The following is a 14614-nucleotide window of genomic DNA, read 5'->3' on the forward strand; positions in this document are numbered from 1 at the left end:
TGGCGCGCCCGAAAGGATTCGAACCTCTGACCCCCAGATTCGTAGTCTGGTGCTCTATCCAGCTGAGCTACGGGCGCGCTGTGCGGGCGGCTGGGCCGTCCGGCAGGGCGGTTGATTAGCGGCTCTCGGGGGCGTTGGCAACCCCCGTCTCGGCCTATCGGGCGGGATCGCTCGATTTCGTTGCGGGGCGGGGGCGCCGGGCGTCAGCCGCCGTTGCGGTTGGGGATGGTGAAGCGGAAGCGGGCGCCTTCGGTGCCGTCGACCAGCGTGAGCGCGCCGCCATGGGCGGCGACGAGTTCGGCGGCGATGGCGAGGCCGAGGCCCGTGCCGCCGGGGCGGGCGGAGCTGAAGGCCTCGAAGAGGTGCTCGCGGACGCTGGCGGGCAGGCCCGGGCCGGTGTCGGCCACCTCGACGGTGACGATGCGGCCGTCGCGGCGGGCGGTCACCACGATGCGCCGCTCGGGGCCGGGGAAGTCGGGATCCTGCAGGATCTGCTGGGCGTTGCGCACGAGGTTCAGGAGGATGCGCGACAGGTGCTCCGGGTCGGCGTCGATCTCGAGGCCCGGCGGCACCTGCGTCTCGAAGGTGATCCGCTCGTCGTCGGCGAGGCCCAGGATGTCGCGCAGTTCCTCCACCTGCGGCGCCAGGCGCTGGCGGCGGCGCTCCGGGGCGCGCTCCGTCGCGCGGCCATAGGTCAGCGTGGCGCGGCACAGCGCCACCGCGCGGTCGAGCGCGGCGACGATGCGGGGCGCCAGGCGCTGCACCGTCGGGTCGCCGACCTCGCTCAGGCGGTCCGACAGGAGCTGCGCCGAGGACAGCATGTTGCGCAGGTCGTGGTTGATCTTGCTGACGGCGAGCCCGAGCGCCGCCAGGTGCTTCTTCTCGCGCAGCTCGCGCGCCAGCGTCACCTGCATGGCGGAGAGGGCCTGCTCGGCGATGCCGATCTCGTCGCGCCGGCCGGAGGGGCGAATCGCGCCTTCCGCGTCCTCGGGATTCGCGCCGAAGCCGATGATGCTGGAGGTGAGCCGGCGCACCGGGCCGACGATGCTCAGGTGCAGCGCCGCGTAGACCAGCACCGCGCTGAACAGGGAGATGATGAGCGACAGCACCAGGATGTTGATCGAGTACCGCAGCATGGCGTCGCGCAGCGGCGTCTCGTCGAGCACGATCTCGACGAACTCCACCGAGTCCATGCCCGGGCCCACGATGCGCACATAGCGCGGCTGGGCGGAGAAGAGGGTCTCGAAGGCGTTGTAGATGAGGCGCACCGGCGAGCTGTCGCGCAGGTCGACGTCCTTCTGCACCGTCGGCGGCATGTCCGTGACGGCGAGGAGGCGACGGGCGCCGCCCGACCGCACGGCCACGCTCAGGGCGCCCACCTGGGCGACCAGCCGGCGCTCGAGGTCCACCGGGACGGCGCCGGCCGGCGCCGCGTCGAGGACGAGCGCGGCGACCTGGGCCACCTGGATGCGGTCGTTCAGCCAGTTGCGGCGGAAATTCGCGATCGAGGGCACGTAGACGAACACCTCGGCCAGCATCACGAAGCAGATCGTCAGCACCAGCAGGCGGGCCGAGATGCCCGGCATGCGGCCGCCCGGCCGCAGGGCCGGCTCGGCAGGCGCTCCCGGTGCGGTCGAAGGCTGCTGCATGGCCGACCGTCGTCCGCTCAGCCGAACAGGCGCAGGAACCGCAGCAGCCGCCCCACCACGGGCCGGCGCGCCTCGCCGGCATAGAAGGTGAGGGCGGCCCGCTTGGAGGCTTCCGACAGGGTGGGGTAGGGGACGATGAGGTCGCGCCAGTCGGCCACCGTCAGGCCCTTCTTCACGGCCAGGGTCCAGGGCACGATGAGGTCGCCGGCCCTGTCGCCGACGATGGCCGCGCCGAGGATCACGCCCTTGGCCGTGGTGAGCACCTTCACTTCGCCGCGGGTGCGCCGCTCGGCCTGCGCCCGGTCGTTCTCCGAGAAGGGCCAGCGCAGCACCCGGACGTTCCGGTGCCGGGCGCGGGCCGTCTCCTCGTCGAGGCCCACGGTCGCGATCTCGGGGTCGGTGTAGACCGCGCGGGGCACGGCCTGCGTCTCCACGGCGGCGCCGAGGCGAAAGAGCGCGCTGCGGATCACGAGGCCGGCATGATGGGCGGCCACATGGGTCAGCCGGTCGCCCGCATGCGGTCCGCCCGCGCAGTCGCCGATGGCGTAGACGCGGCGGTTGCTCGTGCGCAGGCCCTTGTCGACGAGGATGCCGGTGCGGTCGTGGCGAATCCCCGCCTTGTCGAGGTCGAGGCCGTCGACGGTCGGGGTGCGGCCCGCCGCCACGAGGAGATGGGTCCCTTCCACCGCGCCGCCGCCGGGCGCGGCGCCCAGGAGCCGGATGCCGCCGGCCCAGTGCTCGGCCCGGTCGATCCGGGCGTTCTCGTGGAGGACGATGCCCTCGGCCCGCAGGGCCGCGAGCGCGTGGCCGGCGATCTCGGGATCGATTCGCCCCAGCGCCCGGCCGGCTTCGACCACGGTGACGGCCGATCCCAGCCGGCGCCAGGCCTGGGCCATCTCGAGCCCCACGGGGCCGGCGCCGAGAATCAGCAGGTGCTCGGGCCGGGTCGCGAGCGTGAAGATCGTCTCGTTGGTCAGGTGGGGCACGTCCGCCAGCCCCGGCACCGGCGGCAGGGCCGGGCGGGAGCCGGTGGCCAGCACGATGCGCCGGGCCCGGATCGTGGTGTCGCCGACCACGAGGGTCCGCTTGTCCGTGAAGCGCGCCTCGCCGCGCAGCACCTGGACGCCCAGCGCGGCATAGCGCTCCGGCGAATCGTTGGGGGCGATGGCGGCGATCACCCGGTCGACATGCTGCTTCACGCGGGCCTGGTCGACGCGCGGCCGTGCGGCGGCGATGCCGAAGGGGCCGGTGCGGCGCATCGCCTCGGCCGCTTCGGCGGCGGCCAGCAAGGCCTTGGAGGGCACGCACCCGGTGTTGAGGCACTCGCCGCCGAAGGTGCCCTTGTCGACGAGGACCACCGGCACGCCCAGTCCCCCGGCCACCACGGCCACGCTCAGCCCGGCGGCGCCGGCGCCGATGACGCAGATGTCGGGCTTCAGCTCGGTCAAGCGGCATCCCCGGACGGCGGACCGGACCGCCACTGCTTCATCAGGCCGAGCCGGCGCAGGGCCACGGGCACGAGGGCGAGCAGGCCCAGCGCGCCGAGGGACAGGAGGATTTCGGGTGTCAGCACGTGTTTCAGCGTGATCTCGAAGCTGCAGGGATGGCGGCCCGCGGCCACGCATGCATCGTAGACAACCTTTCGCTTCTCGACCACGCCGGCCAGCGCCGCGCCGGCCGATGCCATGGCGAAGCTGCCCGGCAGGATGCCGACGGCGGTCGTGAGCGCGAAGGTGCCCAGCGGAGCGGGCAACAATGCGGCGGCGAGGTTGACCAGCCAGAACGGGAAGACCGGCGCGAGCCTCAGGAACAGCAGGTAGGAGGCCAGGTCCGCCCGCAGCGCGTCCAGCACCCGCTGCAGGCGCGGGCCGGCGCGGCCCGCCAGGAGTGGGCCCAGCGCCGTGCGGGCGATGAGGAAGAGGAGGACCGCCCCCGTCGTCGCCGCCGCCACCGTGGCGAGGCCCCCCGCCAGCCAGCCGAACAGGAGCCCGCCCAGCAGCGTGAACAGGCTGGCGCCCGGCAGGGAGACGGCCACCGCCCCCGCATAGGCGAGCATGAACAGGCCCAGCCCCAGCGGCCGGTTGTGGTCCACGGCCGTCCTCAGCGCGTCGTAGCGGGCCAGGACCAAGTCGAGCGTGACGAACCGGTTGAGCGCGAACACCGCGGCCCCGGCCACGATCACCACGAGGATCGTCACCGCGGCCCGCCGTGCGGAGCCGCGCGCGGCCCGCGCTGCGGCTGGCGGTGGGTCGGTCTGGCTCGCGGTCACGGTGCGGTGCGCCTCGGGGGAATGGGAGCTTGGGGATGCGGGAGAATAGGGCCTTCCGTCCAGCTCCGGCAGGGTCTATCAACCAGCCGTGATGGCCGCGCGTCGCGCCGCGTTGACTTTCATGGGCTCATCCGTCATAAGCCCGCGAGCTTTCGAGCGCTATCGAACAATGCGAAGAGACAGGCGCCGGTGGGCATACCGCCGGTGTTGTTTTTTCGGAGACCAGCAAGACGGGCCCGAGGCTTTGCCGACGGGCCGGACCGGAGTGTAAGTCCGTGAAACGCACCTATCAGCCCAGCAAGCTCGTGCGCAAGCGCCGTCACGGCTTCCGTGCCCGCCTCGCGACCAAGGGCGGTCGCAAGGTTCTCGCTGCTCGCCGGGCGCGCGGTCGCAAGCGTCTGTCGGCCTGAGGCGAGGGCCCGGCCCCGCCGCCATGACCGATCCGTCGCGCGCTCGCACAGTGCCGGAACGGCTGACGCGGCGGGTCGACTATCTCGCCGCCGGGCGCGGTCGTCGCTTTCATTCCCCCCGCATGACCCTGCAGGGCGCCGAGCGTGACGTCGTCACGCCCGCGGTCGAGGGTCCGCGCTTCGGATTGACCGTCAGCCGCAAGGTTGGGACGGCGACCGAGCGCAACCGGGTGAAGCGGCGCCTCCGTGCCGTCCTGAGACACTTGGCCGGGGCCCCCACGGGCATGCCCGGCCAAATCGCGTTCGACTACGTCCTCGTCGCGCGCCGCGATGCCCTCTCGACCGATTTCCAGCGCCTCGTGCAGGACGTCGTCGAAGGAATTGCCGGCGTCCACCGCCCGAAAGGCGGCGGCAGGACGCGCAGACCCGCCGAGGCCGGCGGCCCGACCCCTTCATCCCCGAGCGGCGACTGATCGAGCCATGCAGGACAACAAGAACTTCCTCCTCGCGATCGTGCTCTCGTTGATCGTGCTCGTCGGCTGGAACGTGTTCTTCGGCATGCCGAAGCTCGACCAGCAGCGCAAGGAAGCCCAGCAGCAGTCCCAGACGGCCGCCCCGCCGCCGCCGATCCCGGGCGCCCCCGTCGCGACCACGCCGGCCGCCGACGGATCGGTCGCCGTCGCGGCGACCCGCGAAGCGGCGCTCGCCGCCTCGCCGCGCGTCGCCATCGACAGCCCGCGCCTGCGCGGCTCCATCGCCCTGCGGGGCGGCGACATCGACGACATCGTGCTGAAGGACTACCGCGAGACGGTGGATCCCAAGAGCGCCAACATCGTCCTGTTCTCGCCGGCCAACGGGCCGGATGCCTATTTCGCGCGCCTGGGCTGGCTGCCCTCCGCCGGCGTCGACGTCCCCGGCCCGCAGACGATGTGGACCGCCGACGGCCAGACGCTCACCGAAAAGGCGCCGGTGACCCTCACCTGGAACAACGGCAAGGGCCTCACCTTCAAGCGCGTCGTCGCGATCGACGCCAACTACATGATCACGGTGACGGACAGCGTCGAGGCGCAGGCCGGCACCGAGGCCACGCTGGCCCCCTACGGCTTCATCCGCCGCGTCGGCACGCCGCACACCTCGGGCTACTACATCCTCCACGAGGGCCTGCTCGGCGTCGTGGGCGACCAGGGCCTGCAGGAACTCACCTACGCCGCCCTCGAGAAGGAGCCGCAGCGCTCCGCCACCGAGAAGGGGCGCGAGCTGAAGGACGCGGTCGGCGGCTTCATCGGCATCACCGACAAGTACTGGGCGGCGGCGCTGGTCCCCGACCAGTCGGTCACATACAACGCCACCTTCGCGGTGGACATGCCGGCCAACGCGCCGAAGGTGTACCGCACCATCATGGCCGTGCCCAACGGCCTCAAGGTCGCTGCCGGCACGCCGGCCACCTCGACCACGCGCCTGTTCGTCGGCGCCAAGGAAGTGCGCACCATCGACGCCTACCAGACGTCGCTGAACATCAAGCGCTTCGACCTGATGATCGACTGGGGATGGTTCTACTTCATCACCCGGCCGCTGTTTAAGCTCCTCGACTTCATCTACCACCTGCTCGGCAATTTCGGCCTCGCCATCCTGGTCGTGACCGTGCTCGTGAAGGCGGTCTTCTTCCCGCTGGCCAACAAGAGCTACGTCTCGATGGCCAAGATGAAGGCCGTCCAGCCGCAGATGCAGGCGCTGAAGGAGCAGTATCCCGACGACCGGGTGAAGCAGCAGCAGGAGCTCATGGAGCTCTACAAGCGCGAGAAGATCAATCCGCTGGCGGGCTGCCTGCCCGTCGTGGTGCAGATCCCGGTGTTCTTCGCGCTCTACAAGGTCATCTTCGTCACCATCGAGATGCGGCACGCGCCGTTCTACGGCTGGATCAAGGACCTCTCCGCGCCCGATCCGACGTCGATCTTCAACCTGTTCGGTCTGCTGCCCTACGACGTCCCGCACGTGCTGCTGATCGGCGTGTGGCCCATCATCATGGGCTTCACGATGTTCGTGCAGATGAAGATGAACCCCGAGCCGACCGATCCCATCCAGAAGACGATGTTCACCTGGATGCCGGTGTTCTTCACCTATCTGCTCGCCTCGTTCCCGGCCGGCCTGGTGATCTACTGGTCGTGGAACAACACCCTGTCGGTGCTGCAGCAGTACATGATCATGAAGCGCCAGGGCGTGAAGGTGGAGCTGTGGGACAACATGCGCGGCCTCTTCGGCAAGAAGACCGCGCCGCCTGCGGCCACCCCCGGCAAGCCCGACAAGAAGGCCGACAAGCCGGCCTGAGGCCGGCCGCGCGAGGAAAGAGCCATGTCCGACGAAGTCGAGACCCGGAGCCAGGCCGCCGAGGCGGCCCTGGCCGAGGTCGGGCGCAAGCTCTTCGCGGGCGAGGCTGAGTTCTTTTGGGGAGCGGGCAGCCTCGACGGCCTCCCGCCGATGACCGGCGGCATCGAGATCGCCTTCGCCGGGCGCTCGAACGTCGGCAAATCCAGCCTGGTGAACGCGCTCACCGGCCGCAAGACGCTGGCGAGGACCTCGCACACGCCCGGCCGCACCCAGGAGCTGAACTTCTTCCGCATCGGCGACCGCTTCACGCTGGTCGACATGCCGGGCTACGGCTTCGCCGCCGTCGGCAAGGCCAAGGTGGCGGCCTGGACCGAACTCGTCCGGGCCTATCTGAGGGGGCGGGCGAGCCTCGCCCGCGTCTTCGTGCTGGTCGATTCCCGCCATGGCCTGAAGCCGCTCGACCTCGAGGTTTTCGACCTGCTCGACCAGTCGGCCGTCTCCTACCAGGTGGTCCTGACCAAGGCGGACGAACTCAAGAAGGGCCAGGGCGAGACTCGCGTCGCCGAGACGCAGGCGGCGCTGCTGCGGCGCCCGGCGGCCTTTCCGCAGGTGCTGCTCACCTCCAGCCAGACCGGGGACGGCGTCGCCGACCTTCGCACGGCCGTGGCGCGCCTGCTCGCCGAGCGCGGTGCCTGACATGGCCGCCTGGCCGGCCCTGTTCCTCGGACTGGCGGGCCTGACCGGCGCTGCCGGCGTCGCCGCTGCGGCCGCGGCCGCCCATGTCGGCGGGCCGAACCTGGCCACGGCGGCCCAGATGCTGCTGGCCCATGCGCCTGCCATGCTCGGCATCGCCGCATGGCTGCGCGCCGGCAAGGGTCGGGCGGATCCCGTCGCCTGGGCCGGTCTCGCCATCTTTGCCGGCGTGGCGCTGTTCTCCCTCACGCTGGCCGTCGGCGCCCTCGCGGGCCTGCGGCTGTTCCCCATGGCCGCGCCGACCGGCGGATTCCTGACCATCGCCGGCTGGCTGGGGCTCGTCCTCGCGGGACTGCGCGAAACGCGGCGCTGATACGGGCCGACCTGTTCGCGCGGGGCGACAGATCGTCCGAGATCGGCTAAGAGACCGCCGCCTGCCGCCGTTCCGGGCGGTGCCCATCTCACGCTGGCGAACGCTCATGACCGACAGAAAAGACCCACACCTGACCGCCGAGATCCTGGTGAAGGCCCTGCCGCACATGCTGCGCTACGACGACGCCACGGTGGTGGTGAAGTATGGCGGCCACGCCATGGGCGACGAACAGGTGGCGCGCGACTTCGCCCGCGACATGGTGCTCCTGGAGCAGTCGGGCGTGAACCCGGTGGTGGTGCACGGCGGCGGACCGCAGATCGGCGCCATGCTGGCGCGCCTCGGCATCAAGAGCGAGTTCGCCGCGGGCCTGCGCATCACCGACAAGGCCACCGTCGAGGTGGTCGAGATGGTGCTGGCCGGCCTCATCAACAAGCAGATCGTGGGCTACATCAATTCCGAAGGCGGGCGCGCCATCGGCCTGTGCGGCAAGGACGGCAACATGGTGACGGCGCGCAAGGTGACGCGCACCGTCGTCGATCCCGACAGCCACATCGAGAAGGTCGTCGACCTGGGCTTCGTCGGCGAGCCGGACATCGTCGACAAGACGGTGCTGGACGCCCTGCTCGGCCGGGAGGTCATCCCGGTCCTCGCCCCCGTGGCGAACGGTCCCGACGGCCAGACCTACAACGTCAATGCCGACACCTTCGCCGGCGCCATCGCCGGTGCGCTGGGCGCCAAGCGCTTCCTGCTGCTCACCGACGTTCCCGGCGTGCTCGACAAGAACAAGAACCTGATCAAGGAGCTCACCGTCGACCAGTGCCGCGCGCTGATCGCGGACGGCACGATCACCGGCGGCATGATCCCCAAGGTCGAGACCTGCATCTACGCGCTCGAGAAGGGCGTCGAAGGCGTGGTGATCCTCGACGGCAAGGTGCCCCACGCCGTGCTGGTCGAACTCCTGACCGATCACGGGGCAGGGACGCTCATCACCCCCTGATCGCGCCGACCCGGCCGCAGAGCCGCGATCCCGAGGCGAAAGGCACTCTCCCTCCCCTGCGGGGGAGGGGACAGCACCCCCGCGCGCCGGGGCGCCGTCACTGGCAGATGCGGTAGTCGTTGCGGCGCTGGCGCATGTCGAAGTGCCAGTGCTCGCCGTGGCCCGGCGATCCGGGCCCAAGGACCGTGGCGAAGACCTTGCAGGCGGCCTCGCGCAGCGCCTGCTGCAGGGCGGGCTCCCTGTCGGATCCGACGGGGATTCCTCGCCCGTCCTTGAGCGTGAACCCGGCGATGTCGACCCCGTTGGCGAAGGCATGCTCGCTGAGCTGGGCTCCGGCATCGTGGTTGCGGCCGCGGCATTCGTAGGACGTTCCCACCGCCACGCTCGCGATGGGCTTGTCGGGCGGGGCCGTTGCCAGGCCGTCGCGCGACCACGTCGCCAAAGCCTCCGCGAGCCGGCAGGTCACCACGGGCTGGCCCGAGACCGTGACGGTCGACGACAGCGTCTTGAGCTGCAGGGGATGCGGCGCGCCGCAGGTGCCCGGGCCGTCGATCGCGGGCAGGGGCGTGAACTGTGCACCCAGCTGCACCAGCCTGTCCCGGCAGGCGCGTTCCTCCTCCGGCAGGGCGGCGGCGTCGCCAGGCTTGTCGGGCTGGGGTTCGGGCTGCGTCAGTTCGGGAGGGCGGGGGGGCGGCAGCGGCACGGCGGCGGGGCTGCCAGTCTTGTCGGGCTCGGGTTCGGGCTGCGTCACTTCGGGGGGGCGGGGAGGCGGGAGCGGCACGGTGTCGGCGAACGCCGCCGCCGGGCCCAGGATGGCGAGGGCCGCGACGAGAGGCGCTGTCTTGGCATGACGTGCGATCACGCCCTTCAACGCGCGAGGACGTTGGTCGGTTGTCCCCGGAACATGGCCTCTCCCTCCCGCCGGTAACCGAGGCGCTCGGCAAGCGCCAGCGACGCCGTATTGCCCGGAGCGATGATGCACACCGTACGGGAATGGCCGGCCGCCGTGATCCAGCCCAGCGCCGCCTCCATCGCCTCGCGCGCGTAGCCCTTGCCATGGGCAGCGGGCGAGAGGATCCAGCCCGCTTCGGGCCGGTCGCCGAGCGCGGGCACGATGTCGCGGCGGAAGTCCGCGAAGCCGACTTCGCCGAGGAATTGGCCGGACGCGCGGTCGCGCACGGCCCAGTAGCCGTAGCCGACGAGGGCCCACAGGCCGGCATAGCGCAGGATCCGCGCCCAGACCTCGTCGGGGGCGAAGGGCTTGCCGCCGATGAAGCGCACCACCTCCGGATCGCTCCACAGCGCGATGCAGTCGTTCCAGTCGCGCGGCGTGTGCGCGGACAGGACCAGGCGGTCGGTGGTGAGGGTTGGGGCGGTCATCGGGCCTCGCACAAAAAAATGGCGCCCCGCCGAAGCGGGGCGCCATCATTTCATGATCCGGGGCGTCGTGTCCCGGCCGCGGCTCAGGCCGCCGGGCGCGGAATGCGCGCGACGGGTTTCGGCTTCTTGGGAGCCGGCAGCAGTCCTTCGCGCTGGGCCTGCTTGCGAGCGGCCTTGCGGGCGCGGCGGACGGCCTCGGCCTTCTCGCGCGTCTTGCGCTCCGAGGGCTTCTCGTAGGCCTTGCGCTGCTTCATCTCGCGGAAGATGCCCTCGCGCTGCATCTTCTTCTTGAGGGCCCGCATGGCCTGTTCGACGTTGTTGTCGCGGACGATGACGTGCATGTCGATCTCCTCTCGATTGTGGTTGCGTCGGCTGAACGGTTGGACTTACGCGACCTTGTCGAGCCGGATGTCGGCGACGGGTCGTTCGAAACGCTCGGCGAGGTGCCAGTGCAGCTCGCGCTGCGAATGGTAGCCGTAGGTCCGGTCGACGAGGTGGCTCACCTCGCGGGTCTGGTCGCCTTCGCGATGCCAGAGCTTGCCGATCCTGAAAGTGGCCGCTTCCGCGCCCGGATGGCGACGGTTGCGACGAGCCGTATAATTAAAGTGCATTGATCCTCAGCTTTCAGCGGTGGACGGGCGCGGGCCGGAACCCGCGCCGAAGCGTCACGCCGCCTGGATGTTGTCGACGGCGGTCTTGCCGGTGCGACGGTCTTCGCGCGTATCGAACGCAACCTTCTGACCTTCGGTCAGGCTGCGCATTCCGGCGCGCTCCAGGGCCGTGGCATGGACGAAGACGTCCTTGCTGCCATCATCCGGCTGAATGAAGCCGTAGCCCTTGGTCTCGTTGTAGAACTTCACGGTGCCCGTGTTCATGGATCGTCCCCTTCGTCGGGAGTTGAAATGGCATTGGGCGGCGTGAGCCGCTGCCTGCCTGACTCATCGATGTTTGGGGAGTGCGAACGAGCGCCCCTCCTCAGGAGGGGGCGTGCGGCCCGATAGTCCGGCCAAATGTCGATGGGACTGATGTAGGTGTCCTGAGGCCTTGACGCAAGGGCAATCTGCGCAAGGCCGCCGAACCATGATCGTCAGGCCACTGACCGAGCGCTCCCCTTCGTCGACGAATCCATGGCGTCCGTACCAGTCCAGGAGCTCGTCCTCGTCCGGGCCGGTGCCCGGATCCGCAAGGCTTATGGCCTGCAGGCGCACGTTCAGGCCCCAGCGGTCGGCCAGCGCGAGCACCGCCCGCAGCGCCCGCGTCGCCAATCCGTGCCCGCGCCGCTCGGGCTCGACCTTGATGAAATCGAGCAGGATCTCGCCCTCGTGCAACGTGGCGCGCAGCGTCACGCCGGCCGGCTGCGCGCGCACGAGGCCCCTGATCTCGACCTCGAGATGCGAATCGATGCCGCACCCTCGCCCGCGAAAGGGCTCGGGCGCCCGATGCTCCATTGGGCGTGCCATGCTCCACAACGCAGATCGGGGCGGCGGGGTTCGTCCCTTTGACCGGCCCGAGCTCCCCCGCTACAAGCCCGGCCCTCGGCAGGGACAGGAGACAGTCATGATCTCGATCAGCCAGCGCATCGCGCAGGAACTGAACGTGGCGGAAAGCCAGACCCGTGCCGCCATCGATTTGCTGGACGGCGGGGCCACCGTTCCCTTCATCGCCCGCTACCGCAAGGAGGCGACCGGCTCGCTCGACGATGCGCAGCTGCGCACACTGGAGGAGCGGCTGACCTATCTCCGCGAGCTCGAAGATCGCCGCAAGGCGGTGCTGCAGAGCATCGACGAGCAGGGCAAGCTCGACGCCCCGCTGCGCAAGGCGCTGGAGGAGGCCGACACCAAGGCCCGGCTGGAGGACCTCTACCTTCCCTACAAGCCCAAGCGGCGCACCAAGGCCCAGATCGCCCGCGAGGCCGGCCTCGGCCCGCTGGCGGAACAGTTGCTCGCGACGCCCCAGACCGATCCGCGCACGGCGGCGACCGGCTTCATCTCTGCCGACAAGGGGATCAACACGGTGGAGGAGGCGCTCGAAGGGGCCCGGTCCATCCTCGTCGAGCGGTTTTCCGAGCACGCCGAACTCATCGGCGGCCTGCGCGAGGAGTTCTGGCGCTCCGGCCGGCTGCGTTCCGCCGTGCGGCCCGGCAAGGAAGCCGAGGGGGCGAAGTTCTCCGACTACTTCGATTTCCACGAGCCGCTGACCAAGCTTCCCTCCCATCGCATCCTCGCGATGTTCCGCGGCGAGAAGGAGGAGATCCTCGACCTCAAGATGGAGGCCGAGGGTGCCGACACGCCGCCCGGCCAGCCGGGCCTGTTCGAGAACCGGATCGCGGCGCAGTTCGCCATCTCGGACCGTGGCCGGCCGGCGGATCGCTGGCTCTTCGACTGCGTGCGCTGGGCGTGGCGCACGCGCATCCAGATGAACATCGGTGTCGATATGCGCCTGCGCCTGTGGCAGGCGGCGGAGGACGAAGCCGTTCGGGTCTTTGCCGGCAACCTGCGCGACCTGCTGCTCGCCGCTCCGGCCGGCACCCGCGCCACCATGGGCCTGGACCCCGGCTTCCGCACGGGCGTGAAGGTCGCGGTCGTCGATCGCACCGGCAAGGTGCTGGACACGGCCACCATCTATCCGCACGAGCCGCAGCGGCGCTGGGACGAAGCCATGGCCGTGCTGGCCGCGCTGGCCAAGCGGCACAACGTCGAGCTCGTCGCCATCGGCAACGGCACGGCCTCGCGCGAAACCGACAAGCTCGCGGTCGAGCTCCTGCAGAAATATCCGGACCTGAAGCTGACCAAGGCCATGGTCTCGGAGGCCGGCGCGTCGGTGTACTCGGCCTCGGCCTATGCGTCCCAGGAACTGCCGGGGATGGACGTTTCGCTGCGCGGGGCGGTGTCGATCGCGCGACGCCTGCAGGATCCGCTGGCCGAACTCGTGAAGATCGACCCCAAGTCGATCGGTGTGGGCCAGTACCAGCACGACATCAGCGAGCACAAGCTGTCGCGCTCGTTGGACGCGGTCGTCGAGGACTGCGTGAACGCCGTCGGCGTTGACGTCAACACGGCCTCTGTGCCGCTGCTGGCGCGCGTCTCCGGCGTCGGCGAGACTCTGGCCCAGAACATCGTCCTGCACCGCGACGCCAACGGCCCGTTCCGCCGCCGCGCCGCGCTGAAAGAGGTGCCGCGGCTGGGTCCCAAGGCGTTCGAGCAATGCGCCGGGTTCCTGCGCATCCCCGACGGTGACGACCCTCTCGATCGCTCCGGCGTGCATCCGGAGGCCTATCCGGTGGTGCGGCGGATCCTCGAGGCGACGAAGAGCGACATCAAGGTCGTCATCGGCAACGGCGACGTGCTGCGCAAGCTGCGGCCGGCCGAGTTCACCGACGCGAATTTCGGCCTGCCGACGGTCACGGACATCCTGAAGGAGCTGGAGAAGCCCGGCCGCGACCCGCGTCCGGCCTTCAAGACCGCCGCCTTCAAGGACGGCATCGAGAAGATCTCGGACCTGCGCCCGGGCATGCTGCTCGAGGGCGTGGTCACCAACGTGGCGGCGTTCGGCGCCTTCGTCGACGTGGGCGTCCACCAGGACGGCCTCGTGCACATCTCGGCCATGTCCAAGACCTTCGTGAAGGATCCGCGGGCCGTGGCCAAGCCCGGCGACGTCGTGAAGGTGAAGGTTCTCGAGGTGGACGTGCCGCGCAAGCGCATCTCGCTGACGATGCGCCTCGACGATCCGATCGGCGCGGCGCAGCCCAGCGGCGGCGGGCGGCCGGCCCAGGCGCCGGCGCGACAGCAGCAGGCACCGCGGCGCGAACCCGAAAAGGGCAGCAACGCCTTCGCCGATGCGTTCAAGAAGGCCGGTCTGAAGCCGGACGGGCGGCGGTAGGTCGGTCAGCCACGACCGAGGATCGCCCCGGCGAAGTCGCAAATGCCCGGGCCGAGCCCGGGCGCGACGGCTGAAAGAGCGTGAAATCGTGGATCGCGCGGCGGCACCGGTGGATTGCCGCCGGCTGCCGTCAGCTGTTCAGGATGGCCGGGAGTTCGAGCAGCGCGACGACCGAGGGGCCCTTGACGGCCAGGGTCTTCACGAGCTCGTCGCCGTTGCCCTGGATGGCCGGGGCTGCCTGCAGGTCCGTTTCCTGGATGTCGACGATGTCGGAGACCGCGTCGGCGAGGACGCCGATCAGGCGGTCGCCGATGTCGGTGACGATCACGACGCTCGAGCGGCTCAGTTCAGTCGGGCCGAGGCCGAGGCGACGGCGCAGGTCGACGACGGGAACGATCGAGCCGCGCAGGTTGATGACGCCCAGAACGTGCTCCGCCGAGTTCGGGAGCGGTGTCGTCTGCTGCCAGCCCCGGATTTCGCGGACGGCCGACACGTCGATCCCGAAGGCGCGGGAGTCGGACTGGAAGGTGACAAGGCGTTCAGGCATGGTTCGATCCTGGTTCGATAGTCGTCAAATGCAAAATCTTGGCTTGCCGAAATTGAAACTCATGCGTGTCAGCGCATCCGAATGCCGGGTTT

General features: G+C 70.2%; 17 protein-coding genes and 1 tRNA gene. 7 read left to right on the forward strand and 11 right to left on the reverse strand.

All coding sequences use genetic code 11. The features are described from left to right. The 4 genes from Q0Q47_RS27470 to Q0Q47_RS27485 form a co-directional block, all read right to left on the reverse strand. A tRNA-Arg gene (locus Q0Q47_RS27470) sits at positions 1 to 77 on the reverse strand. Between the two features lie 126 nt (positions 78 to 203). Then, positions 204 to 1649 (reverse strand): HAMP domain-containing sensor histidine kinase, encoded by a 1446-nt coding sequence (locus Q0Q47_RS27475; protein ID WP_293867732.1) that lies wholly within the window; start codon positions 1647 to 1649, stop codon positions 204 to 206. A 17-nt stretch (positions 1650 to 1666) separates the two neighbouring features. After that, positions 1667 to 3097: an FAD-dependent oxidoreductase gene (locus tag Q0Q47_RS27480; protein WP_293867734.1), complete on the reverse strand. Its 1431-nt coding sequence runs from the start codon at positions 3095 to 3097 to the stop codon at positions 1667 to 1669. Then, complete coding sequence (locus tag Q0Q47_RS27485) at positions 3094 to 3918, reverse strand: VTT domain-containing protein (protein WP_293867736.1); 825 nt, start codon at positions 3916 to 3918, stop codon at positions 3094 to 3096. Before Q0Q47_RS27485 ends, Q0Q47_RS27480 begins: the two co-directional genes overlap by 4 nt. A gap of 275 nt (positions 3919 to 4193) precedes the next feature. Here Q0Q47_RS27485 and rpmH point away from each other — a divergent pair, with 275 nt between their 5' ends. The 6 genes from rpmH (at position 4194) to argB (ending at position 8716) form a co-directional block, all read left to right on the forward strand. Further along, positions 4194 to 4328: a 50S ribosomal protein L34 gene (rpmH, locus tag Q0Q47_RS27490; RefSeq protein ID WP_096350650.1), complete on the forward strand. Its 135-nt coding sequence runs from the start codon at positions 4194 to 4196 to the stop codon at positions 4326 to 4328. 23 nt (positions 4329 to 4351) lie between these two features. Further along, positions 4352 to 4801, forward strand: a complete 450-nt coding sequence (rnpA, locus tag Q0Q47_RS27495) for a ribonuclease P protein component (RefSeq protein WP_293867742.1) — start codon at positions 4352 to 4354, stop codon at positions 4799 to 4801. 7 nt (positions 4802 to 4808) lie between these two features. Continuing rightward, positions 4809 to 6653 (forward strand): membrane protein insertase YidC, encoded by a 1845-nt coding sequence (yidC, locus tag Q0Q47_RS27500; protein WP_293867744.1) that lies wholly within the window; start codon positions 4809 to 4811, stop codon positions 6651 to 6653. Between the two features lie 24 nt (positions 6654 to 6677). Continuing rightward, positions 6678 to 7349, forward strand: a complete 672-nt coding sequence (yihA, locus tag Q0Q47_RS27505; RefSeq protein ID WP_293867746.1) for a ribosome biogenesis GTP-binding protein YihA/YsxC — start codon at positions 6678 to 6680, stop codon at positions 7347 to 7349. Position 7350: 1 nt separating this feature from the next. Beyond that, a complete protein-coding gene (locus Q0Q47_RS27510) occupies positions 7351 to 7719 on the forward strand; it encodes a DUF423 domain-containing protein (protein ID WP_293867748.1) in 369 nt (122 codons plus the stop codon). Between the two features lie 106 nt (positions 7720 to 7825). Further along, the gene (argB, locus tag Q0Q47_RS27515; protein WP_293867750.1) at positions 7826 to 8716 is read left to right on the forward strand and encodes an acetylglutamate kinase; all 891 of its coding nucleotides are present in this window, start codon (positions 7826 to 7828) and stop codon (positions 8714 to 8716) included. Between the two features lie 97 nt (positions 8717 to 8813). Here the strand turns inward: argB and Q0Q47_RS27520 are convergent, their stop codons facing one another. The 6 genes from Q0Q47_RS27520 to Q0Q47_RS27545 all read right to left on the reverse strand — a co-directional run bounded on the left by Q0Q47_RS27520 (position 8814) and on the right by Q0Q47_RS27545 (position 11544). Continuing rightward, complete coding sequence (locus Q0Q47_RS27520) at positions 8814 to 9578, reverse strand: extensin family protein (RefSeq protein WP_293867752.1); 765 nt, start codon at positions 9576 to 9578, stop codon at positions 8814 to 8816. A 5-nt stretch (positions 9579 to 9583) separates the two neighbouring features. Beyond that, entirely contained in the window at positions 9584 to 10096 is a 513-nt protein-coding gene (locus tag Q0Q47_RS27525) for a GNAT family N-acetyltransferase (RefSeq protein ID WP_293867754.1), read from the reverse strand. An 83-nt stretch (positions 10097 to 10179) separates the two neighbouring features. Further along, entirely contained in the window at positions 10180 to 10437 is a 258-nt protein-coding gene (rpsU, locus tag Q0Q47_RS27530; RefSeq protein ID WP_293867756.1) for a 30S ribosomal protein S21, read from the reverse strand. Positions 10438 to 10482: 45 nt separating this feature from the next. Further along, on the reverse strand, positions 10483 to 10707 hold the full coding sequence (locus tag Q0Q47_RS27535) for a hypothetical protein (RefSeq protein WP_293867758.1): 225 nt from the start codon (positions 10705 to 10707) through the stop codon (positions 10483 to 10485). Between the two features lie 54 nt (positions 10708 to 10761). Continuing rightward, entirely contained in the window at positions 10762 to 10971 is a 210-nt protein-coding gene (locus Q0Q47_RS27540; RefSeq protein ID WP_293867760.1) for a cold-shock protein, read from the reverse strand. A gap of 63 nt (positions 10972 to 11034) precedes the next feature. Further along, a complete protein-coding gene (locus Q0Q47_RS27545) occupies positions 11035 to 11544 on the reverse strand; it encodes a GNAT family N-acetyltransferase (RefSeq protein ID WP_293867762.1) in 510 nt (169 codons plus the stop codon). A 109-nt stretch (positions 11545 to 11653) separates the two neighbouring features. On the opposite strand from Q0Q47_RS27545, the gene Q0Q47_RS27550 reads away from it, so the two are divergent. Next, on the forward strand, positions 11654 to 13975 hold the full coding sequence (locus tag Q0Q47_RS27550; RefSeq protein ID WP_293867764.1) for a Tex family protein: 2322 nt from the start codon (positions 11654 to 11656) through the stop codon (positions 13973 to 13975). A 130-nt stretch (positions 13976 to 14105) separates the two neighbouring features. On the opposite strand, the gene Q0Q47_RS27555 is transcribed toward Q0Q47_RS27550, so the two are convergent. Further along, the gene (locus tag Q0Q47_RS27555) at positions 14106 to 14522 is read right to left on the reverse strand and encodes a chemotaxis protein CheW (RefSeq protein WP_293867766.1); all 417 of its coding nucleotides are present in this window, start codon (positions 14520 to 14522) and stop codon (positions 14106 to 14108) included. Positions 14523 to 14614: the final 92 nt, after the last annotated feature.

This window comes from uncultured Alsobacter sp., assembly GCF_945952055.1.
In the GTDB taxonomy this organism is placed as follows: domain Bacteria; phylum Pseudomonadota; class Alphaproteobacteria; order Rhizobiales; family Beijerinckiaceae; genus Alsobacter.

Excerpts from the sequence above, each read along its gene's own strand:
- Q0Q47_RS27475 (WP_293867732.1), bottom strand. The coding sequence starts at position 1,649 with ATGCAGCAGCCTTCGACCGCACCGGGAGCGCCTGCCGAGCCGGCCCTG.
- rnpA (WP_293867742.1), top strand. The coding sequence starts at position 4,352 with ATGACCGATCCGTCGCGCGCTCGCACAGTGCCGGAACGGCTGACGCGG.
- yidC (WP_293867744.1), top strand. The coding sequence starts at position 4,809 with ATGCAGGACAACAAGAACTTCCTCCTCGCGATCGTGCTCTCGTTGATC.
- yihA (WP_293867746.1), top strand. The coding sequence starts at position 6,678 with ATGTCCGACGAAGTCGAGACCCGGAGCCAGGCCGCCGAGGCGGCCCTG.
- Q0Q47_RS27510 (WP_293867748.1), top strand. The coding sequence starts at position 7,351 with ATGGCCGCCTGGCCGGCCCTGTTCCTCGGACTGGCGGGCCTGACCGGC.
- argB (WP_293867750.1), top strand. The coding sequence starts at position 7,826 with ATGACCGACAGAAAAGACCCACACCTGACCGCCGAGATCCTGGTGAAG.
- Q0Q47_RS27525 (WP_293867754.1), bottom strand. The coding sequence starts at position 10,096 with ATGACCGCCCCAACCCTCACCACCGACCGCCTGGTCCTGTCCGCGCAC.
- rpsU (WP_293867756.1), bottom strand. The coding sequence starts at position 10,437 with ATGCACGTCATCGTCCGCGACAACAACGTCGAACAGGCCATGCGGGCC.
- Q0Q47_RS27535 (WP_293867758.1), bottom strand. The coding sequence starts at position 10,707 with ATGCACTTTAATTATACGGCTCGTCGCAACCGTCGCCATCCGGGCGCG.
- Q0Q47_RS27540 (WP_293867760.1), bottom strand. The coding sequence starts at position 10,971 with ATGAACACGGGCACCGTGAAGTTCTACAACGAGACCAAGGGCTACGGC.
- Q0Q47_RS27545 (WP_293867762.1), bottom strand. The coding sequence starts at position 11,544 with ATGGAGCATCGGGCGCCCGAGCCCTTTCGCGGGCGAGGGTGCGGCATC.
- Q0Q47_RS27550 (WP_293867764.1), top strand. The coding sequence starts at position 11,654 with ATGATCTCGATCAGCCAGCGCATCGCGCAGGAACTGAACGTGGCGGAA.
- Q0Q47_RS27555 (WP_293867766.1), bottom strand. The coding sequence starts at position 14,522 with ATGCCTGAACGCCTTGTCACCTTCCAGTCCGACTCCCGCGCCTTCGGG.